Here is a 14,175-nt window from a genome sequence, read left to right as displayed (position 1 = left end):
TTATGCGAGAGATTCTGCGCTTCGCATAAAAAATCGCAGAATCTGCGGTGTTTTCGCGCTAGATTCTGCGATTTAAATCATATTTTAGATTCTGCGCTATTTCGCAGAATCCGTCTTTAAGATTCTGCGAATTTCCACCGCACAATCCACAAAAAACACCACAAACAAACTCACCATCACACACGCAAGAATTACAAAAATATAGATTTTTTCGCCGTGTGTTTGGATATTTGCACTAATGATTTGCGCGGAAGTTAGCGTGTATCCGCGCTCAAACGCAATGCGATGCTTATCTAAATGAATATAATAGCGATTGATTGGCACACCAAGAAAACTCGCCTCTCTCGCCAAAAGTCCCGCCTCATCGCTATCCATCAACACCACAAATCCATCTTCGATAATGCGCTGTAAAAATGGATTTTTCTCGCTTAAAGTTTGCTGCAATAAATTAGCATCATTTTGCAAGTTTGTCGCAATGGGCGAAGAGTTTATAAACCCTACGATATTTTCTAAATGAAAATAAAGCGGATTCGCAGAATCTGCGTTTAATATTTGCGATTCTGCGATGGATTCTGCGTTTAAATCAAATTCACGCAAATTTATTTGCCAAATATCAAAATGTGGATGCGATGAATATTTTTTATACGCATCAATTAGGCGGTTGCTGTTGCGTAAAATATTGTGTATCACGCTATCTGGAAGCACGATATTGTTGTATTTATGCACTTTCAAAAATGCCTTTCGCAGTTGAAATCGCCCCTCCCTCTCCGCTTGAATTTGCGCTAGGACTTTGGCGTTGCTTTCATTTTGTGCTTTTATTTGCGCATTTATGTGCTCTAACTGCCAATGCGCAAAAGGCAACGCAATAATTAGCAAAACAATAAATGTATAGCAAAATAACTTCCATCGCCGTTTCAGCGTCAAAATAATCTCCAAACTATCGTAAGTTTTGAATAATTTTCGTGATTTTTTCATTGAACCAATCCTTTAAAAATGTAATAAAATGGTGCTAAATTTATCTCTGGATAATTGTAAAAATACATCGTTGTTTCTCTATCCAAAAGGTGCGGATTTTTGGTTAAATGTATATAAATAAATCGCAGGGCATAAATCATAAAAAATGGAATTATGATTAGATAAACTCGCCGTAACGCCACAAATACCACGAAATAAAATAGCATTTCATTTAATATAAAAAATGTCCGCCCCATTATAAATCCTACAAATTCATTCACCACGCACAGCAAGAAAAATATGCGGATATTTTTGGCAAGTGGGTCATTTGGAGATAAAAAATACAATCCAAATAAAGTAAGCGTGCTTAAAAATACCTGCGTTGCGCTAAGATGCGCTAAAAAGAATAAATTTGCCCCTTGTTTGCTTGTGTATGCTTTGAAATAAATGCTAACTTTTTGTGGCAAAATCCCGCTTAACATATTTGTAACATCAAGTACGAAATTATTTAGCATTACACTATCATAAACAAACGCCCCGCAGTAAGTCCAAATGAGCGTTAAGGAGATTTTAGGAAATGTGCGAATAATATAAAATCCACTAAAAATAAGCAACGAACTCAAATGAAACGCACTTGCGATAAATAAAAACAGCAATTTGAAACGCCACTTTTTCACACAAATCGCATAAAGCAAAATTACACTTCCAAATGCCTGCCTTGCAAGTCCAAGCACCCCAAGCAAAGGCACAAAAAATGTAAATGCCACACATCTTGCCCTTTGGTCTTTTGGAAAGTAGCGAAGCATAAATATTTCTAACCACACATAAAGCGCACTAAGAAAGCAAATATAACTAACTAAATCAAGCAAAATAGGTGAAAGGCGTGGAAAAATAAATGATAAGATTTTATAAAAACACGCCAGCCCGACTTCTAATCCATTCCCAAAAATAAAAAATGCCCCATCGATACCATCATAAATATCCAAATAATGCTGATAATATCTAGCAAAATCATCATCGGAGTTTAAAATACGCACAAAACGCGCCTTTGAAGCATAAATCACTGCTAAATTAAAAATCGTAGTTATGCCAAGCAAAATGCGCCACTCACGAGAAATAACGCCACTTAATGCAATCAGCACAAACATCGCAGAAATATACGCATAAAGCGGGGCAAATGGCGTAAGTGCCAAAGGCAAAATATATAAAAATGAAAGGTAATTTGCGCTGGTATTTTGGCGAGATTCTGCGGATGTTGCGCTATTTGCAGAATCTGTGGTAGATTCTGCGTTTTGTGAAATTTTCGCAGAATCTAGGGCATTTTTTATGAATTTAAAAGCATTTTTACAAGATGAAAGGGCGCAGAATCTGTCTAATTTTCTATTCTGCCCCCCCCCGATTTAGTTTCAAACATTTATTCATTATCCACCTTAAATTTTCGCAATAAAAAAGTTGCGATTGTAATATAAAAATAATTTAATTTTACTTAAAGCAGATTCTGCGAAATTATAATTTTTGCAGAATCTAATTATTTTGTCGCTTTAAAAAACATCGCAAGCCAATCGCGCTTTTTATTTTCTCGTCATTTTTCGTAGTTTCACCCACATTCTTTGCCATTCGCCTAGTTCTGTCAGTGGATGTCCGCCCCATTTGGTATTTGGCGGGAGATTTTTGCCAACAGCCCCGCGTCCAGCCACTTGCACGAAGTCGCCGATATGAATATGTCCGCCAGTCCCCGCCTGTCCGCCAAAAACGACATTGCGTCCCGTTGTCGTGCTACCCGCGAAGCCCACTTGTGAGACTAATAGGCTATGTTCGCCCACCACGCAATTATGCCCAAGTTGCACCAAATTGTCGATTTTCGCGCCCTTTTTGATAATCGTGCTTTCAAATACAGCCCTATCAATCGCCACATTCGCGCCGATTTCGACATTATCTTCAATCACCACATTGCCAAAATGCTCGATTTTGATATGCTCTCCAAACTTCGTGTGCGCATAGCCAAAGCCATCACTGCCAATCACGCTCCCCGCGTGAATCACCACGCCATTGCCGATGATTGTGTCGCGGTAAATGACGACATTTGGGTAAATGGTGGTATTTGCGCCGATTGCGACATTATCCATAATTACCGCATTTGGCATAATGGTGCTATTTGCGCCGATTGCGACATTTTCGCCGATAAATGCGCCACCAAAGATTCGCGCTGAATTATGAATCTTTGCGCTTTTTGGGGTGGATTTTAGGCTTTTTAGTTGTGGCGTTTTAAAAAATGCAGACGCCAAAGCAAACGCCAAATGCGGATTTTCTACAAAAATCGCGTTTTTGTGCGAAATTTTTTCGCCCATTTTTTTATGCACGAAAATCGCCCCCGCATTGCTTGAAGGCAATAAATCTAAATATTTATCTTTATCAATGTAGCTTATGTCATTTTGCGTTGCCAAATTTAGTGGCAAAAGTCCGCGCACTTCAAAATCATTCGCGCAAATCTCACCCACAAATGCCGAATCCGCCTTTTTAAAACTCTCAATTATTTCATATAATCGCATTTTGTCCCCTTTTTGCTGTAAAATCGCAGAATCTAGCGCAGAATCTCGCACGATTCGCAGAATCTAATTGCGCTCAATGGCAATCACGCCACTGCGGATAATCTCTTTTGGCTTAAATCGCTTCAAAGCCGAAATTAGGCTATCTATGCGCGAAGGCTTGTCAGTGGCAACGATTATGATAAATTTTTCATTTGCATTTGCGATTCGCCCATTATACGCCTTGCAAAGCACTTCAATGTCTGCGAGTGGCTCTGTGATGGCGATTTTGGCAAGTAGCGTTTCTTTTTCTAACATATCATTGTCCTCAATCACGCTTAAAACGGGGATTAGCTTGTGAAGTTGTTTGATAATCTGCTCCAAAACTTTTTCATCGCCACTTGTAACGATTGTGATTCGCGACAAACCTGAATCCACGCCATTATCTGGCTTTGGCGCAACGGTTAAGCTCTCAATATTATATCCGCGCCCAGCAAAAAGCCCTGAAATCCGCGCCAAAACGCTATGCTCATTTAGCACATTTACCGAAATAACTCTTCGTTTTTGCTTCATTTTAGCCCCCCCCCCCTAATTTAGCATCATATTATAAATCGCATCGCCTGCTGCAACCATAGGAAAGACGGATTCCATTCTATCGACTTTCACTTCCAAAAGGCAAGGCAATTGCCAATCTAGTGCGGTTTTGAATGCCTTTTCAAAATCCGCCTTTGTCGCCACGCTAAAACCTAATGCGCCAAAGGATTCGGCTAGTTTGACAAAGTCTGGCTGTGCGCTCAAATCCACGCTAGAATACCGCTCTTCATAGAAAAATGTCTGCCATTGTCGCACCATTCCTAAATAATTGTTATTTAGGATTATCGTAATTACGGGCAGTTTTTGCTCTACGCAAGTCATTAGCTCTTGGATATTCATTAGCACTCCGCCATCCCCCACGATTGCGATTGAATGCAAATCTTTTTTTGCGACTTTTGCGCCCATCGCAGCTGGCATTCCAAAGCCCATAGTGCCTAATCCTCCGCTTGTGATAGACTTTCGCGGACTTTTGAAATTATAAAACTGCGCAACCCACATTTGATGCTGTCCCACATCAGTGGTAATGACGGCATTATCTCCACAAATCTCACTTACGCGCTCAATAATCCATTGCGGTTTTAGGATTTTGTTTGAATCTTCATATTTGAAATGGTGCTTTTTGCGGTAAGATTCAAGTGTTTTTAGCCATTCTTTTGTTTTATTTTTGTCAAAATCGCCCAGATTCTGCGCCAAATTCACACATACGCGCTTCAAATCTCCCACGATTGGGAAATCCACATCAACGATTTTGCCTATTGAGCTTGGGTCAATGTCAATGTGCGCGATTTTGGCATTTTTGGCAAATTCGCTTAATTTGCCTGTGATTCTATCATCAAACCGCGCACCTAGCGAGATTAGCAAGTCGCATTCGCTAATTGCCATATTTGCAGAATAGCTCCCGTGCATTCCAGCCATCCCTAAAAATAGCGGATTATTATCGCCACAAACGCCCCGTGCCATTAGCGTTTCAACGGCTGGGATTTGTGTAGCCTCCATAATAGCGCGGATTTCACTAGCACAATTTGATAGATTCGCGCCACCGCCGACATAAAATAGCGGTTTTTTTGCCAAATCCATCGCGTTAATTAGCTTTGTAATCTGCCGTGAATTGCCCTCTAACTTCGGCTTATAGGTTTCTAGCACGATTTTTTCAGGGTAGCTAAATTCGCCTATCGTGTTTGAAATATCGCTTGGCAAGTCAATTAACACAGGTCCCGGGCGTCCGCTCTGCGCGATATAAAAGGCTTCTTTTAAGATTTTTGGCAATTCTTTAATCGACTTTACCAAATAATTATGCTTCGTGCATTGCCTTGAAATGCCCACCGCATCGATTTCTTGAAATGCGTCTGTGCCGATTTGCGTAATGCCTACTTGTCCGCTAATCACCACAAGCGGGATTGAATCCGTGTATGCGGTAGCAATGCCCGTAACGGCGTTTGTAAAGCCCGGTCCGCTTGTAACGATTGCCACGCCCACTTTGCCACTAGCCCTTGCATAGCCATCAGCTGCGTGAATCGCGCCTTGTTCGTGGCGCACTAAAATATGGCGAAAATATTTTTGCTTGTAAATTTCATCGTAAATAAATAGCACTCTCCCGCCCGGATAGCCAAAAACCACCTCCACGCCCTCCAAATGTAACGCTTCAATAAGCATTTTTGCGCCTGTCATTTTACTCATCGCAATCCCCCTTTTTAAAAAGTGTAGATTCTATTAAAAATATTGTAAATAAATCATAAAAAATCTACAATTTCACATTTACTTTTTACAAAATCGCAAAAAAGGACGCCAAAATGCCAAAAGCATTATCATTAAAATACCGCCCAAGCAAATTTAGCGACTTAATCGGGCAAGAATCCGTCTCTCAAACACTTTCCCTTGCGCTTACACTTGATAAAGTCTCACACGCCTATCTTTTCTCTGGGCTTCGTGGTAGCGGGAAAACAAGCTCTGCGCGAATCTTCGCCCGTGCTTTGCAATGTGAAAAATTTCCCGCACCTGAGCCTTGCAATGAATGCGCATTATGCATTGCTGCGATGGATGGCTCACATTTGGATATTATCGAAATGGATGCTGCAAGTTCGCGTGGCATTGATGATATAAAAAGTTTGATTGAGCAAATCGCCTATCCGCCGAGCTTTGGGCGATTTAAGATTTTTATTATCGATGAGATTCATATGCTGACAAAAGAAGCGTTCAACGCCTTTTTGAAAACGCTTGAAGAGCCCCCAAGCTATGTGAAATTTATCCTTGCGACAACTGACCCGATGAAACTGCCTGTTACAATTTTAAGCCGCACGCAGCATTTTCGCTTCAAAAAAATCGCGGTAAATGCGATAGAAGAGCATTTGAAGCGCATTTTGCAATTAGAAAATGTCGCATTTGAGGATAGCGCGATAAATCTGCTCTCACGCAACTGCGGTGGGAGTTTGCGCGATGCGATGACAAGCCTTGAACAGGCAATCATTTTTTCAAAAGAAAATATCACACTGCATTGCATTTCAGCGATGTTAGGCTCGCTAAATCCTACAAAAATCGATGAATTTTTTAGCGCGATTTTGGAGCGAAATGATGATAAAATCGATACGCTTTTAAGCGAATTTGAGGCGTATGAGGCGGAAAATGTGCTAAATGAGATGATTGATTTTTTGAAAAATAAATTATTAGAAAAAAATCCAAAGTTTAGTTTGGTTATTTTGGAGCGGTTTTTTAAGATTTTGGGCGAAGCGAAAAATATGCTAAATATTAACGCGGATTCGGGCTTTGTGCTACTTTTATCCGCGCTAAAAATGAAGGAATCATTAAAGATTCAAGATATTGATAAGGTGATTAGCAAATTAGAGAGAGAAGTTTTGGACAATTCGCAGAATCTGCTAGATTCTGCGAATCACACGAAAAACGCAGAATCTAATGCAAAAAACGCAGAATCTGACAATATTTCGTCATTGCGAGTGAGCGAAGCGAACGCGGCAATCCACAGGATTTGCGAACAAAGTGAAGCAACTATCCAAAAAAACAATAATATAGATTGCCACGATTCTGCTTCGCAGAATCTCGCAATGACAGGCAAATCAAATGCAGATTCTGCACCTAAAAATCAAACAGATTCAGCGCAAAAATTTAAAAAACTCATCGAAAAAATTTATGAACGCGATTACGAATTAGGCGAACTTTTTAGCAAAAATATTTCTTTTGTGAGTTTGGAAAATGGCATTTTGACTTGGGAGTCAAGGGCAGATTCTGCGGTGAAAGAAAAGTTGAAACCATATTTTAAAATCATCAAAGAGCTCGTAAATGAAGTTTTTGGCGAAGTGATAATCAAAAACGCAGAATCCAAAATCGCAGAATCTACCGCAGATTCAAGCAAAGTGATAGAAATGGTGGAGAGCATTTTTGACATAACCAAAAAGGAACGCGTGTGAGTGCTTTGGTGAGCGCAAATCTTGCGAATCTAAATGATATTTGCGAGGCGATTTGGGCGCGAATCAGTGGCAAAACTCACGCCATTTTTTTGCTAATTGGCGACATAGGCGCGGGGAAAACTACGCTTGTGCAGAATTTTGCGAAATTTATCGGCATAGATGAGAGTGTAACTTCGCCTACATTTAGTTTGCTACATATTTATGGCGATTCGCCCATTTGTCATATTGAGCGAAGCGAAATATCTCAAAGAGATTCTTCGGTCGCTTCGCTCCCTCAGAATGACAAAAACAATACAAATCAAACTGACAAAACAACTTACACGGCGCGAAAAATCTACCACTACGATTTATTCAACCGCGATTTAAGCGAAATGCTTGATTTAGGGCTTTTAGATTTGCTTGAATCAGACGGGATTCACTTCGTAGAATGGGGCGATTCGCGCCTTTTTAAGATTTTGAAAAATGCTTTTGAAAATATTTGTATTATTGCCATTAGCAAAACAAAAAATGCTAGAATCTACGCTTTTAAAGAGCAAATTTAAGGGAAAATAATGGATATTTTACGCGCAGAAAACCTAAATAAGCACATAAAAAAGACAAAAATCGTAAATGACATTTCGCTATCACTCGCTAGTGGCGAGGTTGTGGGGTTGCTTGGACCAAATGGTGCGGGGAAAACGACTACTTTTTATATGATTTGCGGGCTTTTAGTGCCTAGCAGTGGGAGAGTTTTTTTAAATGATGATGATATTACAAAACTGCCACTGCATAAGCGTTCAAATTTGGGAATCGGCTATTTGCCACAAGAATCTAGCATTTTTAAGGATTTGAGCGTGGAGGAAAATTTGGCATTTGCAGCGGAGGTAAATATCAAAGACAGCAGTGAACGAGAAAAGCGCATTGAAGAAATGTTAGATGCTTTTAACATTACGGCGATTCGCGCTAGAAAAGGCGTGAGTTTGAGCGGTGGAGAGAGACGGCGCGTAGAAATCGCCCGTGCGCTTACAAAAAGCCCCAAATTTATCTTGCTAGATGAGCCATTTGCGGGGGTTGACCCTTTGGCTGTGATTGATATTCAGCGCATTATTGAAAAGCTGGTATCCTTAAATATCGGTGTGCTAATAACCGACCACAATGTGCGAGAAACGCTATCCGTGTGCGATAGAGCCTATGTTATCAAAAGCGGGACACTTCTAGCGCAAGGCAGTAGCGAGGAAATCTATGACAATGAACTTGTGCGAATCCACTATTTAGGCGAGAATTTCAAACTATGAGCAAATTAAAGCTACGCCAAAGTCAAACTCTCAAAGCCAAATTAACGCCCACAATGCGCAATTTTTTGCCTATGCTAAAATGCGATACTTTGGAGATGAGCGAGACTTTGAGTGAATTTGCCGCGCAAAATCCCTTTGTCGAGGTGCAAAATAATCTCTGCACTTCTTTGCCATCAACGCCACCACCAAAGCCAAAGCCTTTTAAAAGCGAAAATTCCAAGCGATATATGAGCGATAAAATCGAGCAATTTACCACTTATGAAAAAAGCCTCTATGAAGTGCTTGAATCTCAAATCGTCCCCCCGCTTTTTCCCACGCCACTAAGCCAAGAAATCGCCTTTAAGATTATTGATAACATCAACGAAGAGGGCTATTTTGAGGGTGATTCGAGCGAAATTGCAGATTCGTTTGAATCGCATCTTGCGGTGGATTTGGCGATGGTAGAGCGCGTCCGTGCGAGATTTTCTAAAATCGACCCGCCGGGCGTGTGCGCGATAAACGCAAAAGAATCGATGATTTTTCAGCTTGATGATTTTGATTTGAGCGATGAGATTTATGATTTGGCGTTTGAAATCATCAATGATTTAGACAATCACAAGGCATTTAGCGCGAATCCGCACTATAAAATCGCAATGAAAATTATTTATAAGATTCGCCGAAGACTGCCCCCTGCGATTGAGTATTTTCCAAAGGATTCGCAAGTGTTGCCTGAAATCTTTATAAATCGCACGGTGGAGGGCTTTGAAGTGAGTTTGAATGATAGTTGCTACCCTGATATTTTAATCGATGAACGCGCCTTAAAGTCCAAAAATAGCGAAATTAAGGACAAATTACGCGAGGCGCGAGATTTGATAGATTCGATAAATATGCGAAAGGCGACTTTGAAAAAAATCGGGCTTATGATTTTGGAGTATCAATATGATTTTTTCGCTGGGGGCGATATAAAACCGCTTAAATTAAATGACATTGCCAAAGATTTGGGGCATAGTTCTAGCACCATTTCGCGCGCTGTGGCAAACAAATATTTGGAGTGCAATCGCGGTATTTTCCCGCTCAAGGCGTTTTTTAGCACGGCGATTAGTGAGGATACTTCAAATGCTTCGATTAAGGACTTTTTGCTTGAATGCGTGAGAAATGAGGACAAAAGCAATCCATTAAGCGATGTGAAGCTAAAAGAAATGATAGAGGGCAAATTTGCAGGTGTGAAAATCGTCCGCCGCACCATTACCAAATACCGCAAACAGCTAAATATCGAAAGCTCAAATGAGCGCAAAAAGCTATATGAAGTGGAGTTGTGATAGATTCTGCGAATGTGCTTTGAAAATATTGCTAGATTCTGCGTCAAATTCGCAGAATCTTGCGTGATTTTTGCACTAGATTCTGCGATTTGTCTTGAAAACAATGCGAGATTCTGCGATTTTATCGCAATATTTCGCCTATTTTCGCTCCGCATTTTTTAGCCGATTTGGGAATCTAAATTGCTTATTTTGGCATAACTTACAAATGGAGTTGTTTTATGCGCGTAACCTTTGGCACGAAATACAATCAAATGGATTATTACCAAAACACCTTGCAAAATCGATTGCAAAACGCAAATACCAAAATCGCTTCGGGTTTGAAAATCAAATACGGCTACGAAGATTCAAGCGTTTTTAACCAAAATCTAAAAATGGAATACGACATTCACTCACTAAATCAATCCATCGACATTGCCAATGACGCAAACACCCACACACTCCACACGGATAAGAGTTTGAGCGAAGTTTCAAAAACGCTTGATGAATTTAAAGTCAAACTCATTCACGCGGCAAATGACATTCACTCGCCCACTTCGCGCGGTGCGATTGCAAATGACTTACGCGCTTTGCGTAATCATATCCTTGCGATTGCCAATACAAGCGTGGGAGGCGAGTATATTTTCGCTGGGAGCAATATCAAAGTAAAGCCATTTAATGATGATGGTACTTACACGGGCAATGCCGAAAAGTTAGAGGCACTCATTGCCCCCGAAGTCAAAAGCGCGTATAATCTAAACGGCATTGAGCTTTTTCATAGCAGGGATTTGGATAGATATAAAAGCATTACAGCAAATATTCAAAGGCTAAATCAAAGCAAACTTCACCCTGCCATTATGGATAAGATGAATGCCACGCAAATCCCAAGCGAAGTTTTTATCGAAGAGGGCGATACACTGCGGGATTTGCTAGGCGACAATGACAATGATACGACAAATGATGAAATGGCGTTTTTTTATCTGCGTGGGAAACGCCCAGATGGCACGAGCTTTAAGGCGAAATTTGCCTTTGATGTAGCTTACAACAATCCACAATCCGCCACGCGAGTAAGCGATTTGCTCCGCAAAATAGGCGAGGCGTATGGCAACACTTCGCAAAATCAAGTCGTAGATGTCAAGCTAAATAAATGGGGGCAGATTGAAATCACCGAAACAAAGCCCGGTGGCTCAAATATCGACTTTCACTTAATCGCAGCAAATGCTGATGTCGATGATGTAAATACTTTGCACCAAAAGGGAGCGCGGGTAACAAGCTTTCAAAAAAGCGCGTTTTTAGGGGATTTTTCGCTCTCACAGATTCACGGAATCAAAAATAATTATGACGCAAGATACACGACTTTGGGCGTGGAGTTCGTTACAAATGACAATCAATACGCAAATAAGGCAACGCAATTAAGCGACATTTTTGGCGTGGAGGCACAGCGAATCGAAATTAGCGGAAAGCTACCAAATTCATCAACTCGATATGTGCTAGATTCTGCAATTGAGCCATTTTATATTGACATTGCAAATAACTCCGTGCAGGATTTGATGAATGCGATAAAGGCGCGATTTGGCGGGGATTTGAATGTCGAAATAAGCAATGGCAAAATAAATATCATCGATAATAATGTCGGCAGTTTGGAGCACGACCAAAAAGAGCCGCCGTTTAATGGACCAAGTGGCTTTGCGATAACTTTGCGGACGCTTGATTCGCAGGGCAATGAAAAAAATGCGATTCGCAATAGTTTTCAAACAAACTATGACAAAACGGCTTTCACGCACAAAGGCTCATCGCTAATCTCAAATATTTCGCAGATTCACGCTACAAGCGGAGAATACGCAAAAGATTGGACAAAATTAAGCGAAGTGGCAAACAAAGACTTAAATGGCGAAAAATACATTATGAAGCTAAAAGACCACAATGGCGCAGATATTGAAGCGGCAATCGAGCTAGGGGCTGAGGGCTCATATTTGCTTTTACCAAATCGTAGTAGTGGCAGTGGCGATTACCGAATCCCGCTTTATAATCCGCACGATAGACCGCCAGCCATTAGCATTACAGATGGCAATAATGTAACTTTTCGCCAGATTATGGACGCAATGACAATCGCACTAAATTACAGCAACCCCGAAGTGCAACGCTTTATCGATGCGCAAGGCAACGCTATTGATGGTGTGAGCGAGAGTGGCAAAAAGGATTATGAGCAACTCATCGAAATGGCAGGGCGCAATGTGAGCGTGTTTATCAATAATGATGGGCAAATTGAGATTCAAGATAAAATCCGCTCACTAAGTAGAATGAGTTTTATGATGTATAGCGCAAATAGTGATAATTTTAGCGCGGAGGCGATAGAAAATGGTGCGCCTAGCCTTACTTTTAACGCAAACAACGCGCTTACCATTGATAGGGCGCATATTAGTTTTTTTAAACAGCTTGATGAAATGATAGAAGCGGTGGATAAGGGGATTTACCGCCCTGACGCGCTTGGGGACAATTATAACGCTGATTTGCGCAATTTGGGCATTCAAAACGCACTCACGCTTTTTGACCACCTAAAAGACCACATTGAAAAAAATATCGCGCTAAATGGGAGCTATGGCAGGGTTTTTGAAAATAGCATAAGGCGCAATGAAGTCCTAAAAGTGCAGGTTGAATCAATAAAAAGCGACACAATCGGCGCGGATTTGGCAGAGACTTACAATAAATTCGCGCAACTTACAAATAATTATAACGCCGTTCTAGCATCGACAAGTAAGGTGAATCAAATGTCGCTAGTGGATTATTTGAGGTAGCGCAAATTTGTTCATTGCGTGGGTGCAATTTGTATTTGGGTGCATCTTTCGCGGATTTTAGGATTTTTGGGAGGCTCACAGACTCCAAGTCTAGCTTCGCTCCCAAAAATCCTAAAAAACCACAAAATCTCCACCGCAACTACTTCGATTGTTTGTAATGCTAATTTGTCATATTGAGCGAAGCGAAATATCTCAAACTCTCCCCCTCCCTTGCGGAGGGGGATTAAGGGGGTGGGTAAAAATCCATCATTACAAAAATTCGTGCAAATCGCAGAATCTTATAAAAAAAATTTGTCATTGCGAGATTCGGCGAAGCCGAATCGTGGCAATCCACACTGAATCGTCATTGCGAGTCCTTGCCAAAGGCAAGGCGAAGCAATCCAAATCACACGATTTTAAAAAGCAAATAAAATCAATGTTTCAAAATTGAATCAATAAATTATTTACATTTAGATTCGCCCAAAGTAAGCGATTCGCCTTTGTTTCAAAAGTCTCATTAGTGGATTGCTTCGGCGAATCTACGATTCGCCTCGCAATGACAAAAATATTTGTGAATCGCACAAAGTAACCCAAATCCCGCGAATCTAAATTCACATTAGATTCGCGACAAAAACCTAAAAGCTAAATGTATATCTAGCCATTATGCTAAATGTCTGCCCAAAAGTATCAGTTATCGTTCCTTCCGCGCCACCTTGCTTCAATTTATAAATCTCAATAGGCATAAAAGGCACTCGCACAGCCAACTCCACGCCGTGATGAGTGGCGATATTTGTCCGTAGCCCAAAGTTTAGCGCGACATCAAGCCCTGTGGTGCGGACACTCTGTCCCGCTTCTATCGCTTCTATCTCAACATATTTACCCATCAAAGTCGTAGCACCCACGCCAACGCCCACAAATCCGCCAAAATCAAGCATTTCATTTGACATAAAATTCCCCAAAAAATCCACATTAAAACCATAAGAAATCGCCATAATGTCAATTTTTCGTTTGCCACCGCTGATATGCTTTGATTTGCTGAGATTATGATAAAAGTCCGCATTTGTGTAGTATCGTAACCCCAAATATGGCGTGAAAAAATGCTTATGCCCCGCTACAAAGCCATAGTTTATCCCAGCTGAATCAGCGTTGTGCTTTATCGGTTTTGTTGTTGTTGTGGTTTGTTTTAAATGCTGTTGTGCGCCACCGCCACCGATACCAAAGCCTATGAATCCGCCACTTTCTTCGGCAAATGCGATATTTGCGCCACAAAAAATTAGTGATAAAGCGATTTTTGGGAGTTTGTGAGAAGTTGTAGAATGCGAGATTTTTAAACTCTTATTGCCCCCCCCCCTATTTGCGAT

Annotated in this window: 15 protein-coding genes; 8 read left to right on the top strand and 7 right to left on the bottom strand. The window is 40.9% G+C overall.

The annotated features are described in order from the left end of the window. Nucleotides 1-96: 96 nt before the first annotated feature. The 5 genes from ACWIUD_RS05995 to ACWIUD_RS05975 all read right to left on the bottom strand — a co-directional run bounded on the left by ACWIUD_RS05995 (nt 97) and on the right by ACWIUD_RS05975 (nt 5,750). Nucleotides 97-975 (bottom strand): hypothetical protein, encoded by an 879-nt coding sequence (locus ACWIUD_RS05995; RefSeq protein ID WP_454147638.1) that lies wholly within the window; start codon nt 973-975, stop codon nt 97-99. After that, nucleotides 972-2,147, bottom strand: a complete 1,176-nt coding sequence (locus ACWIUD_RS05990) for a hypothetical protein (RefSeq protein WP_454147636.1) — start codon at nt 2,145-2,147, stop codon at nt 972-974. Before ACWIUD_RS05990 ends, ACWIUD_RS05995 begins: the two co-directional genes overlap by 4 nt. A 378-nt stretch (nt 2,148-2,525) precedes the next feature. Further along, nucleotides 2,526-3,503 carry a UDP-3-O-(3-hydroxymyristoyl)glucosamine N-acyltransferase gene (gene lpxD / locus ACWIUD_RS05985; protein WP_454147634.1) on the bottom strand — a complete coding sequence of 326 codons (978 nt, stop codon included), beginning with the start codon at nt 3,501-3,503 and terminating at the stop codon, nt 2,526-2,528. A gap of 63 nt (nt 3,504-3,566) precedes the next feature. Further along, nucleotides 3,567-4,052, bottom strand: coding sequence for an acetolactate synthase small subunit (gene ilvN / locus ACWIUD_RS05980; protein ID WP_454147632.1), 486 nt, complete (start codon nt 4,050-4,052; stop codon nt 3,567-3,569). A 15-nt stretch (nt 4,053-4,067) separates the two neighbouring features. After that, a complete protein-coding gene (locus ACWIUD_RS05975) occupies nt 4,068-5,750 on the bottom strand; it encodes an acetolactate synthase large subunit (protein WP_454147630.1) in 1,683 nt (560 codons plus the stop codon). A 113-nt stretch (nt 5,751-5,863) separates the two neighbouring features. Here ACWIUD_RS05975 and ACWIUD_RS05970 point away from each other — a divergent pair, with 113 nt between their 5' ends. From ACWIUD_RS05970 to ACWIUD_RS05940, 7 genes are all read left to right on the top strand, one after another. After that, complete coding sequence (locus ACWIUD_RS05970; protein WP_454147628.1) at nt 5,864-7,492, top strand: DNA polymerase III subunit gamma/tau; 1,629 nt, start codon at nt 5,864-5,866, stop codon at nt 7,490-7,492. Beyond that, nucleotides 7,489-8,034, top strand: a complete 546-nt coding sequence (locus ACWIUD_RS05965) for a tRNA (adenosine(37)-N6)-threonylcarbamoyltransferase complex ATPase subunit type 1 TsaE (protein WP_454147626.1) — start codon at nt 7,489-7,491, stop codon at nt 8,032-8,034. Before ACWIUD_RS05970 ends, ACWIUD_RS05965 begins: the two co-directional genes overlap by 4 nt. A gap of 9 nt (nt 8,035-8,043) precedes the next feature. Then, nucleotides 8,044-8,766: an LPS export ABC transporter ATP-binding protein gene (lptB, locus tag ACWIUD_RS05960; protein ID WP_454147624.1), complete on the top strand. Its 723-nt coding sequence runs from the start codon at nt 8,044-8,046 to the stop codon at nt 8,764-8,766. Then, nucleotides 8,763-10,064, top strand: coding sequence for an RNA polymerase factor sigma-54 (locus ACWIUD_RS05955; protein WP_454147622.1), 1,302 nt, complete (start codon nt 8,763-8,765; stop codon nt 10,062-10,064). The genes lptB and ACWIUD_RS05955 overlap by 4 nt, the downstream gene beginning before the upstream one ends. A 12-nt stretch (nt 10,065-10,076) precedes the next feature. After that, nucleotides 10,077-10,226: a hypothetical protein gene (locus ACWIUD_RS05950; RefSeq protein WP_454147620.1), complete on the top strand. Its 150-nt coding sequence runs from the start codon at nt 10,077-10,079 to the stop codon at nt 10,224-10,226. A gap of 56 nt (nt 10,227-10,282) precedes the next feature. Continuing rightward, nucleotides 10,283-12,835 carry a flagellar hook-associated protein FlgL gene (gene flgL / locus ACWIUD_RS05945; protein WP_454147618.1) on the top strand — a complete coding sequence of 851 codons (2,553 nt, stop codon included), beginning with the start codon at nt 10,283-10,285 and terminating at the stop codon, nt 12,833-12,835. A gap of 148 nt (nt 12,836-12,983) precedes the next feature. Beyond that, the gene (locus ACWIUD_RS05940; RefSeq protein ID WP_454147616.1) at nt 12,984-13,265 is read left to right on the top strand and encodes a hypothetical protein; all 282 of its coding nucleotides are present in this window, start codon (nt 12,984-12,986) and stop codon (nt 13,263-13,265) included. Here ACWIUD_RS05940 and ACWIUD_RS05935 read toward each other — a convergent pair. Both ACWIUD_RS05935 and ACWIUD_RS05930 read right to left on the bottom strand, forming a co-directional pair. Next, complete coding sequence (locus ACWIUD_RS05935; protein WP_454147614.1) at nt 13,256-13,429, bottom strand: hypothetical protein; 174 nt, start codon at nt 13,427-13,429, stop codon at nt 13,256-13,258. The two genes, ACWIUD_RS05940 and ACWIUD_RS05935, sit on opposite strands and share 10 nt — an antisense overlap. Before the next feature lie 20 nt (nt 13,430-13,449). Continuing rightward, nucleotides 13,450-13,944 (bottom strand): outer membrane beta-barrel protein, encoded by a 495-nt coding sequence (locus tag ACWIUD_RS05930; protein WP_454147700.1) that lies wholly within the window; start codon nt 13,942-13,944, stop codon nt 13,450-13,452. A 43-nt stretch (nt 13,945-13,987) separates the two neighbouring features. Between ACWIUD_RS05930 and ACWIUD_RS05925 the strand changes: the two genes are divergently transcribed. Further along, entirely contained in the window at nt 13,988-14,119 is a 132-nt protein-coding gene (locus ACWIUD_RS05925) for a hypothetical protein (RefSeq protein WP_454147612.1), read from the top strand. Nucleotides 14,120-14,175 lie beyond the last annotated feature (56 nt).

Source organism: Helicobacter sp. 23-1044, assembly GCF_053654695.1.
This window is presented reverse-complemented; position numbering and strand designations above follow the sequence as displayed.